This is a genomic window from Psychrobacter sp. H29 (genome assembly GCF_059073055.1).
In genome coordinates, this window is the sequence record NZ_JCACRY010000001.1 from 1,300,493 (window position 1) to 1,324,151 (window position 23,659).

Consider the following 23,659-nt stretch of genomic DNA (forward strand, 5'->3'; position numbering starts at 1 on the left):
AATAACGATTAGTTTTTTTAAAAATGATTACTGATGATTCATTGAGAGAGATATAATTTTGTTGAATGTGCAAAAACAAGTATAGCCTTTGCAGTAGGGGTTCAGCTCTCTAAATATATTATCTGGAAAAGCTTTCTGCTATTCATACCCTATAAATAGACTTTCGTCTCATTTTTGTATATTAATTGTCACTTAAATATTATTCTTATAACAAAATTATATCTACATTCCATCCTTGCTCTCGGAGCTATTATGAATTCGTCTGTTGAACTATCAGCTCTTAAGTCGAGAGTAACGCGTTGGATAGCTTTGCCATCTTTGTTGATACTATTGCCCAACTATCTGGCTTTAGCGGCAATTACAACTTGCCCTGCTAACTTTGTGTCTGATGAGTTTGCAAGCACTGATTACAGTAACTTAGGATCGACAGCATCGCCACCTATCCTTGGTGTAAACCAACTTTTAAACGGTCTCAGAAGTGAAAGTTACACTATTGCTTCTAACAGTTTAGTGACTACTGGCAGTTTAGATGCTGGCGGCTCAAATTTTTATAGACCTAAGACGCTAGCAGGCAACCTTCAATCGTTTGAATTTTTTCAGGATTTTACTAATAAGGGATCGTCTCGTGCGGTCTCATACACTTTTAAAAACAGTTTCACCAACGAATCTCAAGCCCTTACCAATGTCAGCTTAAGTATTTATGATATAGATGTGAACTATTTAGGTACAGGGACAGGAAACGGAGGAACAACAGCAGGTACTAGGTATTTCGAGTTTTCCGACCAAGTAACAATCACTGGTTTTACTAGTGCGGGTGCTAGTGTGACGCCAACTTTGACATATAGAGGCACCGGAATAACGACTACTGCACCCTATCGTCAAACAACTACTACCGGTAGCGTTTTATGTAGTACAGATTCTGTAGACGAGAGATGTAAAGTATCCGTTGCTTTTAATCAACCTATCGTTAGAGTAGATGTGTCTTATGGCAATAACCCTAACCTAGAATACTACGATAATACTACTGGCACTGTGGGTAACCCTGGCGATCAGCTGATCAACATTGTATTTGATGGTTACTGCTACCTACCACAGCCGCGCCTAACATATACTAAAGTTCTCTCTTCTTCTCGTAAAACAAATACCGATCAATTCACTGTTCAAATAAAGGACAATGCAGATAACTCAGTTGTTACCAACGGCATCAGCTCGGTCACTACGTCGGGTTCAGGTAATACTGTCACTACGGGCACAGGCACTACAGGAACCTTTAAGGTGAACCCTACCAAGACCTATACACTGACAGAAGCCGTCTCAGGAACGACCAACCTAGTAGATTATACTGCGTTATATGCATGTAGAAGATCGGATAGTACAACCGTTACCACTTTAGATCCAAAAAATCTAAAGCTTACGTACGGAGATAATTGGGCATGTACAATCACAAATGACAGATCCAATTATGTCTTTTCAGGTATTGTATTTAACGATAACGGTCAAATTACATCTCCAGCCAAAGATGATGTCTCTACTAAATATCTAAATAATAGTCTTTATTTTAATGGTAGATATGACTCACCAACTGAATCTGGAATCCCTTTTACCACTGGTCACACCATTACTTTGAATAAATGTGCTGGTGATAGTGGGACGTTTTCGCCTCAAACAGTGAATATCAATAGTGACGGTACCTACAGCTTCAATTTGACATCTGCACAAGTTGGCAGTTACACAAGACTCTGTGTCACTCAGAATGAACCTAGCAATTATGCATATTCTGTAGACACGACAAGCGATATGCGACAAATAAACATTATTAATAGTCAGTACAACTATCCTAGCAATGATTTCGGTGATGTTATCCAAGAAAATGCTGCATTAGTATTAATCAAAAGTCAGTATGTTCATGACTGTAGTCTAAATAACCTTGCTACAATTGGTGTCAATTATGAAGGTAGTGCTAACAGCGCGTATAGTATAAAACCAATATCTGGCATTGTGCCAGGACAATGTATCGCTTATAGAATTGAAGCCATCAACCGGGGCAACGTTTCTCTGACAGATATTGTTATCAAGGATACGCTACAGAGTAAAAATGACTCTAATAATTCGCTGATTACCTCTACCTTAGTTAATCCAACACCTATTGGTGAAAATAGCGGCACTCCATCATTTGCAACAAACTCGGTATCTATTGGTAACAACGGTACAGTGACTACCAATACTTTTTCTTTAGGTGCTACTACAGCCACTCGCCGTCAGGCCATTCGTTTTAATACTAAATATGGTACTACCATTAGTAACTAAACACCTGTGTATCAAATTACTGAATACTCAATCAAGCCCTATCTTCCTAGATAGGGCTTTTACCGTTTGGTCATCTCGAAATACCATTTGTCGTCTTTATAATGAAAGTTTGTATTGGTTACGTGACAATAGCTTAAAGGGAGATGTGTGCTTTTTACAGACGAGCCTGATATCGAGTTATAGACAGCCTCACTGGAGCCCAAAGCATCAATATCCCAATGATAGCAACGGTATAAGAAAGGATTTTATATGAAACGTTTCAAGATTCTACGCAATGTTCTATTAGCAACGGTTGCTTCTACTTGCATGTTAGGCCTCGCGCATGCTGAAGATGCTCTAAAGATGGAACTGACTGCCAATCAAGTCATCAAAAATGCTGACGGTAAGACAGTCTATACGGCAGTACGTACCGCACCAGCAGGTACTGTCATCCAATACAAGGCAACTTATACCAATACCATTAATAAAGATATTAATGATCTAATGGTGACTCTACCTATTCCTGCCAACATGACCTTTACTGGTGATGCGATGCCTGCAAGCGCACAAGCTAGCACTGATGGCAAGAACTATGCTGATATGCCGCTAATGCGGAAAGTCGATGGCAAAATGGTTAAAGTGCCCTACTCTGAATACCGTACGCTACGCTGGAACATCAAATTACTACCCGCAAAAAAGGCAGCATCTGTTGCCCTCAATACTGTCGTTAACAAATAACCCTTCATCCTTACTGATTTAATCTTTCGGAGATTTACTGCATGAAACCAAATTCTTTTAAATATTCAGTATTAGCCGTAGGTGTTGTGGCTGCAATGGGTATCTCTACTGCCGCTAATGCAGCTACTCCTAATACTACTGGTGGTATTAGTGCAGGAGCAGCACCGATTACCAACGTCGCAACCGCAAACTATAGCGTTGCTGGCATTGCTCAGCCAAACGTTACTTCTAACACAGTGACTGTGAGCGTTAGCGAAACAGCTAACTTTGCACTCGTATCGACTATTGATGATGGTAGCATCGGTGACGATATTGCTATCAATCAGACTGCTACGCCAGGTGGTACGACTACCTTTACTCATGCTTTAACCAATACGGGTAACGTAACGGATACTTATACCGTTAATACCACAGGTAATGACTCAGCACTAGTAACAGCTACGCCAGACTATGCTTTAGGTACTGCGCCTGTCACGTTTACGATTGTACAAGCAGATGGCACTGCTTTAACTCCTGCTCAAGTCACCGCTTTGAATGGTCAGGCACAGACAGGTACCCTAGCCAACGGTGGTACTATTAGACTACAACCAGGTACCAGAGCTAACTTAAGCTACGAAGCAGCTACACCAGCCGCTCGTAACGGTAATGACAAAGGTGTAGGCACATTAACAGCAACCAGTAGTTTCTTTACTGCTAATCTTCCAGCAAATGCGACATTGGTGAACGAAAACCAAACTATCGTGAGACTGCCTACCTTCAAAATAGCAAAAACAGCAACCAGTACTGTCGATTTGACAGTCGCTAACCCACAGATCGCTTATAGTATCGTAGTCACTAACGTGGATACTGACTATAGTACTGCTGCGACTGATATTGTCATCCGAGATGTCCTTCCTGCAGGTTTGAGTTTGCCTAATGGCACAGCCTCAGACGTGACCGTAACTGGTGCTGGCACTGCTACGATTTCTACTGTTGGTACTCGACAAGCTATTAATGTTGCTGTAGCGAACTTAGCCGTTGGCGCAAGTCGCACAATTACTTTCACAGTTAATGTCGATAGAGATCAGTATACAGCTGCTAATAGTTCAGTAACTAACAATGCAGAAGTCTACGATAAGTTCGTCGGTGCGGTTAGTCCGTTAATTGCTGCTCCTGTACTTGGTACTGACTATGACATTTTGGATAGTACAAATAACAATTTAGATATGACTAGAGTACCTGCTGCTGCGGATCAAGCTAACGGCGCTGGTATAGATACTGCTGGTGTGACTAACTTTACCAGACGAGCGGTTGTAGTGAGCAATCCAACAACTAGAGAAGTTCCCCCTGCCTCAGGTACTGCTAGTCAAGCGACTCATTCAACTCTCATTACTAACAGTGGTCAAGATGCTGAAGGTACTAATACTAACCCATTGACCTTTACTATTGCTGATGGTGGCAATAATGGGGCTGTTAGACCTGTTACTGGTCCTGTTAGTGTTACTTACACGCCGCCTGGTAATGGCGCCCCGGTTACTATATCGCTGCAACCTACCGTTGCTGGTGGTAATACGTACACCCTTAATAGCACTACACTACCAACCGCTCAATTTCCAAATGGTATTGCACCTGGTGGCACACTAGCAATCAACTACAATGTGTCGTCGGGCAATGTGGATGCTCCTGCAACTGTTGCTGATGCTGCAGCTGTTGGTAGCACTGAAACTTCTGTCGTAACGCTAACGCCTGCCGGTATTAATCCACCTGCTGTTACTTCAGTGACTGATACGACTAACGTTAGAGGCTTAACGTTGGTGAAGTCTCAATCACTAGATGCTGCTTGTGAAGCTACCGTTGCTACAAGTACCTTTGTTCAGACTACACTCAATGCGGCACCTGATCAATGTGTTATCTATCGTATTCAGGCAACTAACACTTCTTCAACAGCATTAGGTTTTAATCTTAACGCATTAACTATCTCAGATTTGTTGTCTAACTTCTCAGCTGGTGCGGATTTAGTAGCTGGTTCACCTGCTACTTCGGCGACTGCTTCATCTACTGCAGGCACGCCTAGTGCGACTAGTACTGCAGTTCTTGGTACTAACTTTACTATAGTTCCTCAGGGCGTTGGCACCTTGACTTTCAAAATCAAAATCAAAAACGATCGTTAATTTATATTTAATATTTCAAAGTCTATAAGCGTCACAAGACGTTTATAGACTAACGCTCCAGTTTGACCTGATCGTTTTTGGTTAGCCAAGCTGGAGGGTTACTACCCTACTCTTCTATGTTTTATTGGATAAGCGACATATGACTACATACTCAACGTCTAATCGTATTACGTTGCATACAGCGAAGATCTCTGCGCTGACAGCTGCAATGTTGCTTATGCAATCAAATGTGGCGCTTGCTGCGCCTAGCACGCTCGTACAGACTATCAACAACATTGCTAATGCGACTTATGATGTCGATTCTATTGAACAAAGCGGCATTTCAAACCAAGTTCAAGTCAAAACCTCTGCCCTACCTGAATATGGTATTAATTTAACTCAGCAACCTCTGCGTACTGTCGCACCCAACACATTAGTGAATTGGGTCAATGTTCTTAGTAATACTGGCTATAGTAGTCAGACTGTTGAGCTGACGCTTGATGTATCGCCAACTCTATCTAATTTAAAAGTTTATCAAGACCTGAATAACAATGGTATTGTCGACAGTGGCGATAGACAACTTATTCTTGATAACATGAGTGCTCAAATCAAGCTTGGTCAGAGTGAAAACATTCAGCTTATTGTACAAGCGCTATCAGATGTTGATGGTCAGGATGGGGATGCTGCTGATATTAAGATTGGTGCAGTTGTGTTAGCAGATTCGTCAGTAGCCAGCGTGAGTGCGACCGATAGCTTGGTCATTATCGAATCTGGTATCAAATTCACCACTCCTAAATTTGATGAAAGTAAAACTGTTTCACAAATTAATGATGATGTTTATGTCAGTGCCAGCTATGCGCAATGTAACGTACAAACTGACAAGCCTGATCAAGTATGGGTAACCATCAAGTCGCCGATAACTGGAGATAGCTATTCACTTAAAGCTATAGAAACTGGTAATAACACGGGTAAATATCAGCTATCAGCGGCCACTCAAAATAACGCCAACGCTATTAATGATAAGCTCATCCAGACGTTGAACAATGACACATTGACTGTCAGCTTAGACGCCTGTATCGCCCCTTCGGTTGGCATTGGTGCTGATGAATTGCCGAACGCGTCTGACTTCACCGTGCGTATCAGTGATCTGAGCTCACAAATTAATATCGTCGATGACAACCCAGCTTTAGTTGTCACAAAGGAAAGTGACGTAAAAAGTGCTGAGCTCGGTGATTACGTCAGCTACACCATCAATATCACGAACAATGGTAACGCTACTGCTTACGATGTGCAGCTAAAAGACGCATTACCACGCGGTTTTGATTATGTCGATAGCAGTGTGCGTGTGAGCCCAGCGACTGATATCGATATCAATCAGACACAAACTACTGAGTTTAAGTCTGACGGTAAATACCAGGTATTGAACTTAGGCAATATGGCAAATGGCGAAAGTAAAAAAATTACTTATCGTGTGCTTGTTGGTGCTTCATCACTAGGTGGTGATGGTATCAACCGCGCAATCGCAGTTGCTAACAACGAGCAAGGCCAAAGCTTAGTATCAAGAGAAGCACAGTGGAAAATCGACGTAGAACGTGGCGTCATGAACACTGACGGCATCATCATCGGTAAGGTCTATCACGACATCAACCGCGATGGTATTCAGCAAAAAGAAGACGGTGAGATTGGTGTTGCTGGTGTACGTATCTACATGGAGAACGGTAACTTCATCGTTACTGATCCTGAAGGTAAATACAACTTTTATGGCATCAGTGCCAAAACGCATGTACTGAAAGTAGACCGCACGACGATCCCTAGAGAAACAGAACTGGTCACCCAAAGCAACCGTAATGCTGGTGATGCTGGCAGCCGTTTTGTTGACTTAAAATACGGCGAGTTACATCGTGCAGATTTTGCAATAGTCGCTGGTATGGCGGATAGCACTGAGCGTCTGAACGCTGAGCTAATCGCTCGTAGTAAATCAGTGAGCGCTAAAAACGATACGCTAGAACAAGCGGTAAAAACAGCGCTAACACTAGAGCCAGACTACGATACCGACACGACTGATAATATCGATGCAAGTGGCTGTAATATCAATGGTGACTTAGACCTTGGTAACAACTGTGATTCTGCTATTGTCAACGATATGGTTGGGCAAGCGACCAATCGTGTCGATATGGCCGTGACAACGATTGCCCCTCCAGTAGAAAAAGAGCTCGAAGAATACTTAAAAGAAGTGGCTAACAACAATGTCGCCTTTATTAATCTAGGTGAAGGTCAACAGCTTAGCACTTACAAGCAGATGGTACAGGTGCAAGCCCCTCTTGGCTCAATATTTACTTTATACGCCAATGGCAAAGCGGTATCAGAGCAAAATATCGGTAAAACTGCTAAGCAAGAAAAGCAAAATGTGACGGCTTTTGACTATTATGCGGTTGACCTACAACGTGGAAGTAATACCCTGCGCGGTGTGGCCACTGATATCAACGGCAAAATCATCTCTGAGCAGACGATTAAAGTATTGACACCTGATAGCTTACAATCTATCGATTATCGCACTCAGACTCAGCTAGTAGCTGCAGATGGCATTAGCGAATACCAGATAGTCGTTAGTCTAAAAGATCGTGACAATCGCCCCTATATTGGTACTACTTCTCTTACACTTGATACTAATATCGGTCGTATCAATTTGGAAGACAGCAGCAAAGATCAAGCCGGCACCCAAGTTACTGTGTCAGGTGGTGAGCTACTCATACCAGTCATCGCGTCAAGCGTACCCGGTAAGGGCGAGCTCGTCATTGACACGGGTAGCAGTAAACAAGTCATTCCATTACAGTTCACTGCTCAATTGCGTCCGCTGATTGCCGTTGGTATCGTAGAAGGGGCTATTTCGCTCAAAGATTTCGACGGTGGCAGCATTACTGATGCTCAAGGTGCATTTGAACAAGAGCTCAATGATTTTGCGGGTAACGACGATTACACAGCCTCTGGTCGTGCAGCGATGTTCCTCAAAGGTAAAGTGCGCGGCGATTATCTACTTACGCTCGCTTATGATAGTGATAAAAAAGGTGAGCGACTCTTCCGTGATATCGAGCCAGGCGAATACTACCCTGTGTATGGCGACTCATCAGCTAAAGGCTTTGATGCGCAGTCTACAAGCAAGCTCTATGTGCGCTTGGATAAAGGTCGCTCGTTCGCGATGTATGGTGACCTAAAGACCCAGATTGATAATGATGAAGGTATCAAGCTGGGTCAATATAACCGTACCCTAACTGGTCTAAAAGCTCAGTTTGAGGACAGCAATACTCGTGTCACGGCATTTTTGGCAGAGACCAGTACCAGCCAGCGTGTTAATGAGACTCGTGGCCTAGGTATTTCAGGTCCGTATCCATTGGCTGAGAACTTTGATGCGGTATTAGAAAACTCTGAAACGATCGAAGTGATCACTCGTGATGCCAATAATCCTGGTCTTATCATCAGCCGTGAAACGCTGACGCGTTTTGCTGATTACGAGATAGACCCGATTAGCCGCAGCTTATTCTTGAAATCACCGATTGCCAGTCAAGACATCGAAGGCAATCCTGTCTATATTCGTGTCACGGTAGAAGTAGATGAAGGTGGTGAAGATTATCTGGTTGGTGGTATCGCTGCTAAGCAACAACTAACAAACAAAGTATCTATCGGTGGTAGCTATATCAATAGCGACGATCCATTGAACAAAGAAGAGCTTGCAAGTCTCAACAGCGTTATCAAATTCAACGACAAGTTAAAGCTAGTCGCTGAATACGCCATGAATAAAGCTGAGAATCCAAATTTTCAAGCCAGCAATCAAATCAATACCACAGAACTCGATGATAGTGATGTCGAGGGCAATGCGCTTCGTCTTGAGATCGACTTTGATAATAAGAAAAACACCCGTGCCAAAGCGTACTACAATGATGCTGATGAAGGTTTTGTCACTGGTGCCTCACCGCTTACGGCGGGACGTACCGAGTCTGGTGTAGAAGTCGTTCACACGATAAACAACAAAAAAACAGCATTAAAGCTAGAAGGTGTACGTACCGAAGACCATACTACCGAGGCGAGCGTCGAAGGTATCCAGGCTAGCATAGAGCAGCGTTTGAGTGAGAATGTGGTCGGTGAGATTGGCGTACGCTACTATAAGCAAGATGCCACTGCTGCTTCACGCAATACCCAAGCGGCGACAGACGTTTTGGATATTACAGACGATACGCTATTTAATGATGACATCATCAATCAATCAGCGTTAAGTAGCGTTAGTAATGCTGATGAAGACATCGAAGGTACAACCGTTCGTGCTCGTATTACCTCTCGCCTGCCTAAATTGAATAATAGCTTGGTATTTGCAGAGTATGAGCAAGATATCGACAATAGCTCACGTAATGCCACTTCTATTGGCGGCGAGACCCCTCTTGGTAGCTTGGGACGACTGTACGCGCGTCACGATTTGATCAACAGCTTATCGGGTACTTATGGTCTTGATGATACTGATGAGCGTCAACGTACTGTTTTTGGTTTCGATGCCACTTATATGAAAGATGGTAAAGTGTATAGCGAATACCGTATGAGTGACGCTATTAGTGCACGCGAGGCCGAAGCCGCTATCGGTCTAAAAAACAAATGGTATGTCCAAGAAGGTCTAACTCTAAATACCTTGTTTGAGCGTGTTGAGTCGCTTGAAGGTGAAGAAGACAACACGGCAACCGCAGCAGGTATTGGTGTTGAGTATCTTGCCAAACAAAACTACAAAGCATCGGGGCGTTTTGAAAAACGCTGGGGCGAAACAAGTGATACATTACTAGGTAGTGCTGGTATTGCCTATCGCTATACTGATGAGATCACCCTACTTGCCAAAGATATCTACTCACGCACTGATTACACTGATGGCGACCGTACTATTAATCGCTTTCAGCTAGGCGCAGCTTATCGTGATTATGATAGCAACCAGTTAGATATGCTGGCAAAGCTTGAGTATCGCTTGGATGATAACAACACTGGTGATGACACTTATCGAAAAGACACGACCATCTGGTCATGGAATGGTAACTACCATCCGACGCGTCCACTAACCTTATCTGGACGTTATGCTGGTAAATACACAGAGTACAAAGCAGATGCATTGACCAGTGACAATACGGCACATGCTGTCTATGGTCGCGGGCTTTATGACCTCAGTGAGCGCTGGGATATTGGCTTACAAGCAGGCACTTACTGGAACGATCAAGCAAACGACTTGGCTTATATGCTTGGTGCAGAGGTTGGCTATAGTCCAATGACCAATCTGTGGTTGTCACTTGGATACAACTTTATGGGCTTTGAAGATGAAGACATCGCCTATGATGACAGTACCCAAGAAGGGGCTTATTTCAGACTGCGCTTCAAATTCGACGAAGATCTATTCAAACGTGAAGATCCACGAAAAAACCAGCGTTTAATGAGCAGCTCTACTACCATCAGCGATGATACGTTGTAATCCGATAACATAATCTAATGGTATTGCTTCAGTACCGCCTTACGACAATGCCGTAATGACTATATTACGATTTACTAAGCTATGAGTAGCACTAGCCCTAATAATGGTAAATAACACCCCTTATTACCTTCATACAAGGTTTGCATTATGTTCAAAGCTGTCATGAAAACCATACCTGATAAGCAACCGATATCTACTGCCTTATCGGCAATACTGCTGCTGACGGTAGTCTCACCTGCTTTAGCTAACAGTGACATCACTAGTGCCTCAGCCCAAATCACTAACACGAACAATATTACTGACTGCCGTGATGATTTGCAAAACCGTTTGCAGAATCAAGCGCCTTCTTATAAGTATCAAAGCCAACAACAGCGTGTATTGAACTGTATGGTAGCGCAATTAGAGCCCTATCAGAAAAAAAACAAAACCGCTCATGAGCAGTATCTCGCCTATAAAGCACAAGCATGGCTTACTTATGCTATCAACAAAGACAGTATGAACAGCCGCTCATCTACAGGCTCAGTTGCGGTAGAAATGGCAGAGACTATTCTGCAAGCACTAAAAAACAATACTGCACAAGACATAAGTATATATCAGGACATTCCTACTACCTCTGCGCTAATGCGACCTAACCTATGGGCAACGCTGAGTGCACTCAAAGATGGTAATGGTATAGCGTCAGCACCTCGTGAGATGGCATTTGGTGAAGTGGCTCTAATATGGGCCGCCACCAACCAATGCGAACGAGGCTGGCGAGAGTCCGGTATACATTTTCGTATGGCAGATCGATGGCTTGAGCAAGCACGTGAAGCTTATATCAACGCTCATGACTCACAGACTAATGTAGCGTTAGAAACATCAATAGGCAGCTACTATCAGCAATATGCCCCTTTAGATGCTGTCGATGATGTCTGCCGTGGACAAGACTTAACGCCCAATAGTTGAGAGACAGCTCCTTATTGACAAATACTATTGATCATTATTGCTATTGCCATATGACATCCTGATGAACGATAACGATGTTTGTGATGGTCATGTGTGTTTAAGAAATTGTAGTAAATACAAAACATAAAAAAGCCGACAGAGATGTCGGCTTTTTATATGTGGTATGGAAAATTAAACGCTTTTGCGTCTTAGCTTCTCTGGCAGATAGCAGCGTAGATACGCGATAAATGCTGTATTTGCTTCTTGGATATAGTCCTCAGTGATGCTCTGATGACGACGATAAGACAAGGTGAAGATAGCATTGACAATACTATAAGCAATCAACAGGGTATTTTGGATGTCATCAAAGTTTGGCATCTCATAACGCTCTGATAAGCGCTTATATACCAAGTCAACGATTTGATGGTCCATATCTTCACCAAAGCTGTCGCCTTCAAAGTCAGGCGTATTGGTATCGTAAATTAGCTTGGCTTTGGTCTCATCACTATGGAAGATCATCACGCACTGATCAATAAGTGCCGTCAAATATCCTTGCCATCTATCGTAATTACCGATATCAACTGTTTCTACCATCTCCAGTATTTCGATTGCGTTCAAGAAACGCAATGCTAAAAATATTGCTTCAATATTAGGAAAGAAGTGATAAGCAGAGGCTCTTGGTATGCCTGCTTCTTCGCATACGGCAGCCAAGGTAATATCATTAATTGCTTGTGTTTCACTCAGTTTTTTGGCACCAGCCAAAAGTTTTTGGCGGCGTACACGGCCTTGTTGGCTGGTAAATTTAAACTTGTTTGGTACAAGCTTTTTTGCCAATTCTGAGTCTACCAACACATCTTCAATTTTGTCGTCTTTGTTATCACTCATTATAAATCTCTTTATGTTACGCCCTATTGTATAGATATAATCTTCATCAGACAGTATTCATCCAAAATTAACGGATTACTGACTATCGGCTAAAATATAGCGCCAATATTATCGTTACCACACTCGATGAGGAGGCATCATAAACGCTTGTACACTATCAAGCAAGGGACATGAATGGGTTAGAAGTTCATGTATCGATTAATACTCTACTAGAGTTAACTGTTTAATTTTAAAAAGTTAATCATTAAGTTTGATTTTCGCTCTTATAATACCATGATCAGTGACTCTGTCTGCATAATCCCATTTAAGGTGATCATTGAAATAATCAACGCGTTCAACCTGACCAAGCGAAAACTTACTATCAGGTAAAAACTCCTCTGAGACAAACAGCTGATCGATTACTTCTGGCATGCCTTGGTGTATATGGGTGTAGGCAACATCTTTCATCCAGCCATAACGAGCCTGGATACGAGCGGCATCAAAAAGTGCGACGTCGCGCATACTTTTATCGTAATTGACCTCACCAGTTTCGGTCATCAACTGAGTGGTGACACTACCTGTCACATCATTCATGTCACCCAGCAGTATCAATGGCTCACGTGTGTGGTGCAAACGCTCCATAATCGCCATTCGAATTGATGCAGCTTCTGCAGCACGCATGCACAAACTGCGTAGCTTGGCACGAATACGAATATTGGGATCATCCATATCTTCTAGTAGATTGCCGTTCTTATCACGTAAGAAAAAAGCACGTTTACTTTTTAAATGCGCAGTAATAATCGTTATCGGTTGACCATATGCATCGACACGCAATACGAGCGGTGGACGATTAAAGCGCTCATAAGGTCCTATATCTGGAATATCGATAACAGCCTTTGGTGCAATATCTTCTAATAGACTGGTTTCTAACTGCTCAAATCGACTGATAATACCAACAGCTGGTGTGCCTTGTGCCCCCATACCTTGAGTATATGGACTGGCACTATCATTACTTGCTAATGGAATCACAGCATGCTCTGGTCTGAACCCTAACGAGACAGATAGCGCCTCTAGTGCCTCACTGTCCCATACTTCCTGCACGGCAATAATATCAGCATTCGCCTTAGACAATAGATCTGTAAGACCGCGTAGCTTATGCTCATAGGATTGCTTATCATAAGCCGGTGCATTGTCGTAATAAATCCGATCAGGGTTGGCGAAATTCAATAAATTGGCTGTGGCAACATAAAACTGCTTATTATTATCAGCGTGATTACTCATATATTCCCTATTGTTTTCATCATTATAATACATAATATTCATTTATGTGTATAAACAGCAAATTTTATGCCTAAAAAAACCTCCAAGGTCAACCTTGGAAGTTTTAAAATAGCATAAATTTGATAGTTAAAGCCACTCGTAGAGCTAGTTATACAATTAGTCTATTTTTAGCAATGAATCAACAATATTTCAGATTATCCGTTTACTTGATAATTTTATGAATCAATGCTGCTTCAAGATGTAACCTGACAAACCCTGACTAATTCAGTAGCTAAAAGGCAGCTACATGGCTTTTTGTATTGTATGTGTTACGAAACGCGGTGCCATGCATCACGTGACGCTAGACGTGCCTCATCCCATGCCAGACGAGACTCACCTTTTACTTCGTGCCATGAACGCTCTAAATCTGCTTCGTGATCTTCAAAACGAGCATCTGCTGGATAACGAGCACGGTTTGCATATCCTACTGCATAGGCTGGATGCAGATCGCGATCAAAATCATGTCCTTCTTTATAATAGTCAGCGTTTGCATATTCTGCACGCCAGTACGCTTCTTCGTGTGTTGGATTTATCGCTTCACCTGCTGCATGACCTGCACCGCCACCAACAACTGCACCAATAGCACCACCGATCAATGTACCTAGTGGACCTGCCATCGAACCGATTGCTGCGCCTGCTGCTGCACCGCCCACACCGCCGATACCAGTACCCACTGGATGTGAACCTGGTTCACCTGTGATCATATCAGCGTTCAAATCGTCTTTTGTCTCATCAGACATATGTTTCACTTCGCTACGGTCGATGGCATCATGGTCACGGTTGTAGTCGTCTGTTACATTTGTACGTGTAGTACCATCTGCATTAATTTTTGTTTTATTTAGTTCGTCATGGTTATTCATAATAAATATATCCTTAATTAGTTATTGATTTCCGTTTGTTCTTCTAGGTCTTGTCAAAATCATTGTTTGACTAGCATTCGAAGTATAGGAATAATCGCTACCCTACGATATACAGGTTATGTAAGCTATGTCGATATCTTTGTAGGCTTGCGTTACAGCCTGTATCTTTATCACGTTTGTGTACGATTGATCTATACTTTGAGTAATTATAAAAACGCGTTGACACTCAATTTGCCAAGTAGAACAAGCTCATAGCTGCATCAACGATCTCTCGATAGCACGCTGCCATTTGTCAAGATGTTGTTCGCGAGCATCAGTAGACATACTTGGCTCAAAGATACGATCTACCTGCCATGATGCTTTCATTGTTGACTCATCGTATAGCCCAGTTTTTAGACCTGCGAGTAACGCCGCGCCTTTTGCGGTAATTTCTGTGTCTCTTGGACGCAGTACAGGAACATCTAACAAATCCGCCTGAAACTGCATCAGCAAATCGTTGTTTGCTGCGCCGCCATCTACTCTCAGCTCGGTCAATGGATGGGGACTGTCTTTTTGCATAGCGATAAGTACATCGTATGTCTGATAGGCTACCGCCTCTAATGCTGCACGAGCAATGTGCGCTTTAGTTGTACCGCGGCTCATCCCTGTGATACTAGCACTGATATCAGAACGCCAATAAGGTGCCCCAAGCCCAGTAAACGCTGGTAGTAGCACCACATCTTCACTACTATCCACTTGGCGCGCTAGGTCCTCAACATCACTACTTTGTTGAATCATACCTAAGTTGTCACGCAACCACTGGACGATAGCGCCCGCCATAAAGACACTCCCTTCTAACGCATAAGTGACTTCCTTTTTGGGCGGTTGTAGCATACGCTTTCCTGACTGTACAATCTGATCAAACGATAAATTGTCTGGACGGGTTGGCGATGTTTTTCGTTGCCACGCGATAGTTGTCAGTAGCTTATGGTCGCTCAACTTTGGTTGCTGACCGATATTCATCAGCATAAAACACCCTGTACCATAGGTGTTCTTTGCCATACCTGCATCAAGACAGCCTTGCCCAAAGAGCGCTGCTTGCTGATCACCAAGTACTGCTTGAATGGGTATTTGTTTGGCAAACAAGCCTTTTTTAGTTTTACCAAAATCACCGTCTGAGGTCAGCACTTTGGGTAATATGTTCATAGGAATGGCAAAGCGATCACAAAGTGTCTCTGACCACGCCAGTTTATGGATGTCAAATAACAAAGTGCGAGAGGCGTTAGTCACATCGATAACGTGCTCTCCACCTGTTAGCTTGTATATCAGCCAACTGTCGATAGTACCGACAGCTATCTCACCTTTACTGGCTCGCACGCTAAGCTTTGGATTATTTTCGAGCAACCACGCAATCTTGCTGGCACTAAAATAAGGGTCTAACCGCAGGCCTGTAATACGCTGTACCTCATGCGCCATATTATTTTGATGATTTTCAGACGTGTTCGTATGAGAGCTGTTTTTATAGCCGCTATCATCCATACTATTGGTAGCGCTTTCAGCAGCAAGCGTCTTACAGTAGTTTGCCGTCCGTCTGTCCTGCCAGATGATAGCAGGTGCCAATGGTTTACCCGTTTGTTTGTCCCACATCACGATAGATTCGCGCTGATTGGTAATGGCAATGCTGGTGACGTCCGTTGCAAGCAAACCTGCCCGATTGATAACATCGTGCGCACAGCTGATCTGGGTTTGCCAAATCTGCTGTGCATCTTGCTCTACAAATCCAGCACTTGGCGTTTGGAGGGTCGTTGGTTGTTGTACCATTTTTATAGGGCGTGCATGATCGTCATAGAGGATCGCTCGACTCGATGTTGTTCCCTGATCCAGCGCCAAAATATATCCTGCCATTACGCACATCCTCTACTAAGGTTATTTATTTTATTTGACAAAAATTCGTAATAAGTGACTACTTACTCTTCATTGATTAACGCTCATTGATTGCTGTTTTTTTATGAATGACTGATTAATTATTTTAATAGTAAAACTAAAAACAAAGTTTATTTGAAGACAAATAGAATCATCTCAAAATACCTCCTAAGCTATGTTGTTAGTTATAAAGAGATATTTAAATATAGAGTTGAGCTTCTATCATACCGCTACTGCCCATACAATAGAAAACCAAAAAATACTGAGCATTGACCCGTCACCATTGTGGCTCTACAGTGTACGCCTTAATTCAAATGATGTTTTAAATGATAGACTGTCAGCGACGCTATGATAAGACCCTTTTTATTTAAAAGCCCTGACCTATTTGACAATAAATGTTTTGTATCGGCATCATTTACTCGATGACTGGTAGACGCGGTCACTCATAGATAGTCTATAATAATTTGATCAGTTAATATCTGAGCAATACGGTCTATCAATGATAACCGTTGTCTTATAATACCTTACCTCTCAATTAATGGTTTATGTGACTTATGAAATTCGCTTTATCAGCGCTACCGTCCGCTATGATGACTGTTACACTCATAAGTGTTGCGCCTGTGACTTACGCAAGTACTGATGCCGATCGTATCGAATCAACTGGTATGGCATCTGGCCCTGTAACACAAATCGTGGAGGCTAACGATCCGAGCAATCATAAGACCACTGAAACACCTAATAACACATCGATAAATACTTATGATGGGCAACCTTCACTGGCTACCCTTGTCGATCCCATCTCACACAAAACGATTGATAATAGCTATCCGTTAGAGGTCTCCAGCTTTTTGAGCTTAGCGCAAGCACAAAAACTTTTAGTCCAAGTATCGCCCAAGATAGCGGCCAATCAAGCAGCCATTGCTGCCAGCGAATACCAAACTGATGCTCTAAGAACCATCGATAACCCGCTCGTATTTGCTCGCGTATCTGCCAGTGCTTACCATCTAGACCAAGATATAGATTTATCCACTCTTAAAAACGGCATCATAGATGGGGTGAATAATCGTGTCGATAGTGTCATTCCTCCTATTGCAAGCTTGCCAGACTTACCCAACTTTGGCGAATTGGTTGGTGAGCGGATTCCAGACTCGTATGACCTCAAACGCTCAGGCTCCACAACTGGAGCAGGTGTTGGTGTGGTCTGGCCTATTTATACTGCTGGACGTACAGATGCCTTGACTGGCGCCTCCGATGCACGCACCCAAGAAGCGCTAGCAGATAGTATTCTTGATAAAAACGAGCTGTATAATACGTTGATTGAGCGCTACTTTAAGGCGCAGCTAGCGATCATTGCCGCTTACTTACGTGAAGACGCTTACGATACACTGCAACAAACTGACCATATGGCAGAGCGTCTATTTGAAGAAGGCTTTATCTCACGGGTCGAGAGATTAGAGGCGCAATCTGCGCTTGCCGACGCCAAAAGCGAGTCTGTTAATGCCAATAACGATGCACGCTTGGCTATGATTGCATTACAGCGGTTACTACGTACCAACTACCGTATTAAGCCAACGACGCCTTTATTCGTATCTAGTCGCCCGCTACCAGATGTCAGTTATTTTCAAGATCTGGCTCTGAGTCATCACCCAGGATTACAGAAAGTTGCCGCCAAACGTGCGCAGGCACAGCAGCTGCATGCGTTATCTGATACTGGTTATAAACCGACCGTTTTGCTGTATGGCTATGGTCAGGTAGAGAAGGATCCAAGCTGGGTTGCTGGTATATCTGCCAGTTGGAAACTCTGGGGTGGACTTGATAAAACAGCCTCATTGGCATCAAGTAGCGCGCAAATCCGTCAAGCCGATCTCTCTGAAATTGAAGTCAGTGACAACCTGCTGCTGCTCGTAGAAAAAAACTGGCATGATGTCAATAATGCCCAGTCACGCTATCAGGCACTTCAGAGTAATGTTGATTTGGCGGCAGAAGTGTTGCGACTGCGCCGCCTGGGCTTACAAGAAGGCGTGAATACCACCGTCGATGTGGTACAAGCGCAAACTCAGTCACTCAAAGCCCGCACCGAGCAAGCACAAGCTGCCAATAGCTATGTACAATCATTGGCTGCACTCATGCAAAGCTGTGGCACCCCGCTTGCTTTCAATGCTTATCTGAATGCCGCTGACATTCGACTACCAACTTTGTATACTGAACAATAATGAACATAAAAAACCATAAGTCGTATGGATCAGCGCTTGTACAGTCGATCTAGCCTTTCGTTATAACGATGTCCTTAATAACGATGTCTTTGAGCGGTACGGTATATCGAGCGGTACGATACATCGACTTCCTCAAGTGAGTGAGGTGCAATCATACCTTTGTAATGCACTGAATACGAGGCTATCACAACACTGACAACATCCATACTGTTACTCATTCTATTGTGAATAATTGTTTTATGAAAAAATCTACTTCTAAATCGATAAGTCATTGGCTACAGCCTTTACTCAAAACATGGCAGCTTGCAAACACTTCTAACGTTTGGGCACACTGTGCAAGCGTGGGTTTTTTTGGTTTTTTGTCAATATTCCCCGTGATGGCTGTGTTTGTACTCATTTATGGCCTCGTGTTTTCACCCGTCCAGATGCAAGAACAGATCTCAATTTTGAGTCCATACATACCCGATACCGTATATGAAGTCCTCAACTCACGCCTGAACGACCTAGTCTCTACTACCACGTCTAAGTTAACTTTTAGCCTTATTTTATCGTCACTACTCGCCCTCTATGCTGGCTCTAAAGGCATTAAGTCTTTAATTATCCTTATCAACCTCGCCTTTCATATCACTCATGAGCGTGGGTTCATTCAAGGTACTATTCGAGCCGTTGGACTGACCTTTGGCGCAGTAGTTGTCTTGATTATAGCAGTCTCCTCTATCGCCATTATTCCTGTGGGAGCGGCTTTTTTCCCGTTTCCTCAGATAGCTGAAACGATTGCGCTTTGGAGCAGATGGCCAATATTGGCTGGTATTATATTTCTGAGCTTTTTGGGGCTCTACCGCTTAGCACCCAATCGCGATGCTGTCGCGCTAAAAAGGCTAGTGCCAGGTGCCGCACTAGCAACCATTATGTGGATTGTATTGTCTGTGCTGTTCTCCATCTATGTGCAAAATTTCAATAACTATAGTGCTGAGTTTGGTGCGCTTTCAGCTGCTGTGGTAATTATGCTGTGGCTGTATTATTCGGCATTTATTGTCGCTTTTGGTGCTATTTTCAACTCTGAAGCGTTAGACAGTGCTAAGCCTTACGCTGTTCGAATGTATTAATCATAACCCCTTACTCTCAACTTTGCTGCTTTAGGAATCCCGCTGTCATGTCTGAATTGCCAAATGAATCAAACAACTCAAATCAATCTGATGATTCAACCGAGTCAATGACCTCTCAAGACAGTCAATACTCAACTAAACCAGCAGAAAACACGCCTGACGCTGAGCCGGTGCAGCCTACGCCACCGTACAATCGCGGTAATGCTAACCCTGATAAATCTGCTCGTACAAAAAAAGCGCTCCTTGTAGGGCTTATATTGATTGTTTTTGCTGTGATTGCCTATGGTCTATATAAGAGCAATCAACAGAGCAAACCTGAAATCATTACGCTTCAGGGGCAAATGCAAATGCAGCAAACCTCTATCGCTGCAAAAGTACCTGGCCGCATTGCACGTATTATGGTGACAGAAGGTGATGCTGTCACAGCAGGTCAACAGCTGGTTGAAATGGATTCACCCGAAATTAATGCCAAAATCGATCAAGCGCGGGCTGGCAAGCAAATCGCACAGAGCCAGTTGGACAAAGCCGAAAATGGCGCACGCCCACAAGAAATCGCTCAGGCCAAAGCGGCTTGGCAAGCCAATAAAGCAGCCTCTGATCTGGCAAAGAACACTTACCAGCGCGTTAATCGTCTCTATGAAGAAGGGTTGATGGCGCGGCAAAAGCGCGATGAGGCGTATGCACAGTACCTTGCTACCGAAGATCAGACTGAAGCGGCACGCCTGCAATATGATTTGGCGTTAGAGGGCGCGCGTAGTGAAGATAAGTCAGCCGCTACCGCCCAAGTCGCACAGGTCGATGCCCAACTGGACGAGGCACTGGTCGCAAAGGAAGAAGCCAATCTAAAAAGCCCTATCGCAGGTATCGTTGATAATGTCATTGTCAGTGCTGGCGAAGTCATCGGTCAAGGCGTTCCGTTGCTCACTTTGGTAGATACCAATGACCAATGGGTGGTACTCAACGTCACTGAATCTTATCTGAATCAATTTGCTATCGGTCAAACGTTTACAGGGACTATCCCAGCTCTATCATCAGCAGACAAACCTTATAGCAAACAGTTCACTGTTTATGCGACGTCGACCCTATCTGATTTTGCAACTTGGCGACCGACTAACAACGACGATGGGTTTGATGTGCGTACCTTTGAGGTAAAAGCTCGACCATCAACGCCAGATACTCGTATTCGCTCGGGTATGAGCGTGGTTGTGCGTATCAATCCTGCGCCTATTAACCAGAACCAAGAGTAAACCATGCGCTTAATTGAGGCGTTTTTGCGCAGTGCCGCCTATGAGCGGCGATTTTTGACCAAAAACCAGTGGGACCTTAGCATGGTGTTATGGATACCGCTGGCAACCGTCCTACTTATTTGGTGGATATTTTCACAGACTCAGATTACTGATTTGCCTATAGGCGTTATCGATCAAGACAATAGTGCGATGGCCAATACTGCCGTACGCTACTTAGAAGCCAGTCCTACGCTCACAGTCAGGCAGTTGTATTATTCTCAAGCAGAGGCCGAGGCTGCGATATTGCAACGCGATATTTACGCAGTCGTGACGATTCCTGAAGACTTCTCTCGCCATATTCTATCGAATATACCTGCGCCACTCACACTACAAGTAAACGCACAGTATGGTACTCACTCTGGTATTATTCAAACGAGTGTTCAAGCAGTTGCAAGTACACTGTCCGCAGGCGTCGAAATACAGCGATTGGTCAAGCAAGGCGTAGCACCATCACAAACCGCGACTGCTTACGCGCCTATCAGTATTCAGCGTATCAGTCTGTTCAATGCAGCGACCAATTATCAGCAATTTTTGGCCTCAACCGTGATACCTGCCCTACTACATATACTGGCAATGGTTGTTGGCGCAACGACCATCGGACGTGAGCTACGTGATAAAAATATTGGTCGCTGGTACCGTTTTATTGTTACCAAAAATCCTGAACGAACTTCACCTCAATATTCGAAACCACCAACCGCGCCTCTCACCAAGCAAGATAGTGTCAATAATAGCAGCGATAATGCTACGGTAGCATCAACCTTACAAACGCCACAGGCAGTCAGCATGTCAGTATTGTTGTTTGGTTTATTAGGTAAATATTTTTGGCCAATGCTGGCCTACAGTGTATGGTCGGCTATGATCCTGTGGTTGGCAACTTCGAACCAAGCTATAAGCATAGCTTCTCTTGCTGTGGTCTATGCAGGTTTGTTATGCCTAATGACACTCTCGTTTTGGCTGGGTGCGATCTTTACGTTGAATGCCTTTTCTCTACGTATGGGGCTGTCCGCTACTGGTTTTATCTCAGCGCCTTCTTATGCCTTTGCTGGTGTGACCTTTCCTTATATTGCAATTAGTGATAGCGCGCAGTATTGGTCAAACATCCTACCACTGACGCATTATCTGAAACTTCATGTTGCACAATTGCAGATGCAAGCGCCCATTGCTATATCTCTGCCTGGTGTCTACGGTCTCACTATCGCTATGATCATAGCATTGCTATTAGCCGCATTATTAACCAAACGTGCATTGGCACATCCTGAACGTTGGGGAGCACGCTAATGTCAATACGATCAAACCCCAATCACAAAAAATCTGAATCAACGAAGTCGTTGTCATCACCGTCGTTCTGGAAAAGCTTCGTCCAAACGCTTAAAGATATTTTTGGGGATAAAGGCATCTTGCTGATGTTGATCATCGCCCCTATTATTTATGGCTTCTTTTATCCGTGGCCTTATTCTACTGAGGTGGTCAATCATGTACCGGTAGGTATCATCGATTATGACAATAGCAACTTATCGCGTACGCTCGCTCGTTACTCAAGCTCGAGCCCTTATTTAGATACCGAGCGTTTTGTCAATGAGCAAGCCGCCAAAGAAGCCATGTGGTCCAATAAAATTGCAGGTTATATGGTGATTCCTAGTGGGCTTGAAGCGCAAGTACTATCAGGTCAACAAGCCCATGTCAGTGTTTTGGGTAATGGTGGCTATTTTATCCTCAATAAAAATGTTCAATTGGGCTTCTCTCAAGCAGTGGGTACGGTATCAGCAGGCATAAAGGTAAAGAAGGCCGTTGCAAAAGGGGCTTATGCACCCACTGCCGCACAGAGCACACAGGCCGTACCACTACGGATCATACCGCTGTATAATCAAACTGAAGGCTATGGTGCTTATGTCGTGCCGGCGGTCTCTGTCATTATCTTGCAACAAACACTACTGATGGCGACAGCGATGCTGATTGGCACATGGTATGAGCAACGCCGCCATGCGACGAGTATACGTGGCTGGCTAGGACGCATCGGCGCGCTAAGCTCGCTGAGCTTTATCGTCGGCTGTTTTTATTATGGCTGGGCGTTTGAGCTTCATCATTATCCACGTGGTCAAAACATGCTTGGTACGTTGTTGTTTTTGGCGTTATTCTGCCCGACGGTCGCCACGCTCGGCTGCGTGCTTGGGCTATGGTTCCGGCAGCGAGAACGCAGCATGCAAATCTTAATCTTTGTCTCGCTACCGATATTTTTCTTGAGTGGCTACCCATGGCCAGCAGACCAGTTGCCTCAAGTATTGCAAGTCATACGCTGGATCGTGCCCACAACCCCTGCCATCAATACCTCTGTACAGTTGAACCAAATGGGTGCCAGCGTGTCGCAAGTCGCTATTGGATTTTATGCACTGGCAAGCTTATGGCTATTTTACTTTGCTTTGCTACTGTTTTTACGCAAACGTATACCGCAAAGACAATCCGCTTATAGCGCTTGATAGTAACTGAGCTCAACACCCTGACAAAGAAGCGCCTGCTATTATTAGCAGGCGCTTTTTATGGAA

14 protein-coding genes are annotated in these 23,659 nt (G+C 43.8%); 10 read left to right on the forward strand and 4 right to left on the reverse strand.

Annotated elements, in window-relative coordinates:
- Positions 1-252 precede the first annotated feature (252 nt).
- From AC5JP1_RS05085 to AC5JP1_RS05105, 5 genes are all read left to right on the forward strand, one after another.
- The gene (locus AC5JP1_RS05085; RefSeq protein WP_493843395.1) at positions 253-2,307 is read left to right on the forward strand and encodes a hypothetical protein; all 2,055 of its coding nucleotides are present in this window, start codon (positions 253-255) and stop codon (positions 2,305-2,307) included.
- 249 nt (positions 2,308-2,556) lie between these two features.
- Positions 2,557-3,024 carry a hypothetical protein gene (locus AC5JP1_RS05090; protein WP_493843396.1) on the forward strand — a complete coding sequence of 156 codons (468 nt, stop codon included), beginning with the start codon at positions 2,557-2,559 and terminating at the stop codon, positions 3,022-3,024.
- A gap of 41 nt (positions 3,025-3,065) precedes the next feature.
- A complete protein-coding gene (locus tag AC5JP1_RS05095; protein WP_493843397.1) occupies positions 3,066-5,174 on the forward strand; it encodes a beta strand repeat-containing protein in 2,109 nt (702 codons plus the stop codon).
- Positions 5,175-5,313: 139 nt separating this feature from the next.
- Positions 5,314-10,644, forward strand: coding sequence for an SdrD B-like domain-containing protein (locus AC5JP1_RS05100; protein ID WP_493843398.1), 5,331 nt, complete (start codon positions 5,314-5,316; stop codon positions 10,642-10,644).
- Positions 10,645-10,791: 147 nt separating this feature from the next.
- Entirely contained in the window at positions 10,792-11,589 is a 798-nt protein-coding gene (locus AC5JP1_RS05105) for a hypothetical protein (protein ID WP_493843399.1), read from the forward strand.
- Between the two features lie 171 nt (positions 11,590-11,760).
- Here the strand turns inward: AC5JP1_RS05105 and AC5JP1_RS05110 are convergent, their stop codons facing one another.
- The 4 genes from AC5JP1_RS05110 to glpK all read right to left on the reverse strand — a co-directional run bounded on the left by AC5JP1_RS05110 (position 11,761) and on the right by glpK (position 16,496).
- Positions 11,761-12,453, reverse strand: coding sequence for a TetR/AcrR family transcriptional regulator (locus AC5JP1_RS05110; RefSeq protein WP_319050221.1), 693 nt, complete (start codon positions 12,451-12,453; stop codon positions 11,761-11,763).
- Between the two features lie 237 nt (positions 12,454-12,690).
- Positions 12,691-13,713 carry an endonuclease/exonuclease/phosphatase family protein gene (locus tag AC5JP1_RS05115; RefSeq protein WP_493843400.1) on the reverse strand — a complete coding sequence of 341 codons (1,023 nt, stop codon included), beginning with the start codon at positions 13,711-13,713 and terminating at the stop codon, positions 12,691-12,693.
- 308 nt (positions 13,714-14,021) lie between these two features.
- Entirely contained in the window at positions 14,022-14,492 is a 471-nt protein-coding gene (locus AC5JP1_RS05120) for a hypothetical protein (RefSeq protein WP_319050431.1), read from the reverse strand.
- A 369-nt stretch (positions 14,493-14,861) separates the two neighbouring features.
- Entirely contained in the window at positions 14,862-16,496 is a 1,635-nt protein-coding gene (gene glpK / locus AC5JP1_RS05125; protein ID WP_493843401.1) for a glycerol kinase GlpK, read from the reverse strand.
- A gap of 572 nt (positions 16,497-17,068) precedes the next feature.
- On the opposite strand from glpK, the gene AC5JP1_RS05130 reads away from it, so the two are divergent.
- From AC5JP1_RS05130 to AC5JP1_RS05150, 5 genes are all read left to right on the forward strand, one after another.
- Positions 17,069-18,727 carry a TolC family protein gene (locus AC5JP1_RS05130; protein ID WP_493843402.1) on the forward strand — a complete coding sequence of 553 codons (1,659 nt, stop codon included), beginning with the start codon at positions 17,069-17,071 and terminating at the stop codon, positions 18,725-18,727.
- A gap of 239 nt (positions 18,728-18,966) precedes the next feature.
- Positions 18,967-19,833, forward strand: a complete 867-nt coding sequence (locus tag AC5JP1_RS05135) for a YihY/virulence factor BrkB family protein (protein ID WP_493843403.1) — start codon at positions 18,967-18,969, stop codon at positions 19,831-19,833.
- A 47-nt stretch (positions 19,834-19,880) separates the two neighbouring features.
- A complete protein-coding gene (locus AC5JP1_RS05140) occupies positions 19,881-21,080 on the forward strand; it encodes an HlyD family secretion protein (protein WP_493843404.1) in 1,200 nt (399 codons plus the stop codon).
- Between the two features lie 3 nt (positions 21,081-21,083).
- On the forward strand, positions 21,084-22,397 hold the full coding sequence (locus AC5JP1_RS05145; RefSeq protein ID WP_493843405.1) for an ABC transporter permease: 1,314 nt from the start codon (positions 21,084-21,086) through the stop codon (positions 22,395-22,397).
- The gene (locus AC5JP1_RS05150; RefSeq protein ID WP_493843406.1) at positions 22,397-23,593 is read left to right on the forward strand and encodes an ABC transporter permease; all 1,197 of its coding nucleotides are present in this window, start codon (positions 22,397-22,399) and stop codon (positions 23,591-23,593) included. Before AC5JP1_RS05145 ends, AC5JP1_RS05150 begins: the two co-directional genes overlap by 1 nt.
- The last annotated feature ends 66 nt before the right edge of the window (positions 23,594-23,659 follow it).

Bases quoted from the DNA above. Each gene is read 5' to 3' on its own strand.
- AC5JP1_RS05085 (WP_493843395.1), top strand. From the start codon at position 253: ATGAATTCGTCTGTTGAACTATCAGCTCTTAAGTCGAGAGTAACGCGT.
- AC5JP1_RS05090 (WP_493843396.1), top strand. From the start codon at position 2,557: ATGAAACGTTTCAAGATTCTACGCAATGTTCTATTAGCAACGGTTGCT.
- AC5JP1_RS05095 (WP_493843397.1), top strand. From the start codon at position 3,066: ATGAAACCAAATTCTTTTAAATATTCAGTATTAGCCGTAGGTGTTGTG.
- AC5JP1_RS05100 (WP_493843398.1), top strand. From the start codon at position 5,314: ATGACTACATACTCAACGTCTAATCGTATTACGTTGCATACAGCGAAG.
- AC5JP1_RS05105 (WP_493843399.1), top strand. From the start codon at position 10,792: ATGTTCAAAGCTGTCATGAAAACCATACCTGATAAGCAACCGATATCT.
- AC5JP1_RS05110 (WP_319050221.1), bottom strand. From the start codon at position 12,453: ATGAGTGATAACAAAGACGACAAAATTGAAGATGTGTTGGTAGACTCA.
- AC5JP1_RS05115 (WP_493843400.1), bottom strand. From the start codon at position 13,713: ATGAGTAATCACGCTGATAATAATAAGCAGTTTTATGTTGCCACAGCC.
- AC5JP1_RS05120 (WP_319050431.1), bottom strand. From the start codon at position 14,492: ATGTCTGATGAGACAAAAGACGATTTGAACGCTGATATGATCACAGGT.
- glpK (WP_493843401.1), bottom strand. From the start codon at position 16,496: ATGGCAGGATATATTTTGGCGCTGGATCAGGGAACAACATCGAGTCGA.
- AC5JP1_RS05130 (WP_493843402.1), top strand. From the start codon at position 17,069: ATGAAATTCGCTTTATCAGCGCTACCGTCCGCTATGATGACTGTTACA.
- AC5JP1_RS05135 (WP_493843403.1), top strand. From the start codon at position 18,967: ATGAAAAAATCTACTTCTAAATCGATAAGTCATTGGCTACAGCCTTTA.
- AC5JP1_RS05140 (WP_493843404.1), top strand. From the start codon at position 19,881: ATGTCTGAATTGCCAAATGAATCAAACAACTCAAATCAATCTGATGAT.
- AC5JP1_RS05145 (WP_493843405.1), top strand. From the start codon at position 21,084: ATGCGCTTAATTGAGGCGTTTTTGCGCAGTGCCGCCTATGAGCGGCGA.
- AC5JP1_RS05150 (WP_493843406.1), top strand. From the start codon at position 22,397: ATGTCAATACGATCAAACCCCAATCACAAAAAATCTGAATCAACGAAG.